Source organism: Paraburkholderia ribeironis (genome assembly GCF_900019265.1).
Lineage (GTDB): Bacteria > Pseudomonadota > Gammaproteobacteria > Burkholderiales > Burkholderiaceae > Paraburkholderia > Paraburkholderia ribeironis.
In genome coordinates, this window is record NZ_CYGX02000227.1 from 1 (window position 1) to 537 (window position 537).

The following is a 537-nucleotide window of genomic DNA, read 5'->3' on the forward strand; positions in this document are numbered from 1 at the left end:
GGCTCGCATCGAGCGCACAATGTCATGGACTTCCGGCTGATCTTCGGTGTACATCTGCAATAGCCGATGATGTTCCGGTTCGCCCGCCCGATATTCGTCGTTCAGCGGATTATCACGAAACTGCGCATCCTTGATCAGCAGCCACAACACGTCCACGCGAAATCCATCGACGCCGCGACCCAGCCAGAATCGCAACACGCCGTCCATCGCGCGGCGCACATCCTGATTGCGCCAATTCAGATCAGGCTGCTCCGGCAGGAACGCGTGATAGTAGTACTGCCCGGTAGGCTCATCCCACTCCCAGGCGGAGCCGCCCATGCGGCTCAACCAGTTGTTCGGCGGGCCGCCATCGGGTGCAGGGTCGCGCCACAGATACCAGTCACGCTTCGGATTGTCCCGCGATTTGCGGCTTTCCTCGAACCACGGATGCTGGTTCGACGAATGATTCGGTACGAAGTCGAGCAGTACCTTGAGACCGAGATGATGGGCGTGGATCACCAATTGCTCAAACTCGGGCAGGCTGCCGAACATGGGGTC

General features: G+C 59.6%; 1 protein-coding gene. It reads right to left on the reverse strand.

What is annotated here, in order from left to right:
• On the reverse strand, positions 1 to 537 hold a 537-nt coding region (locus BN2475_RS33295), incomplete at both ends, for an alpha-amylase family glycosyl hydrolase (RefSeq protein WP_245841785.1).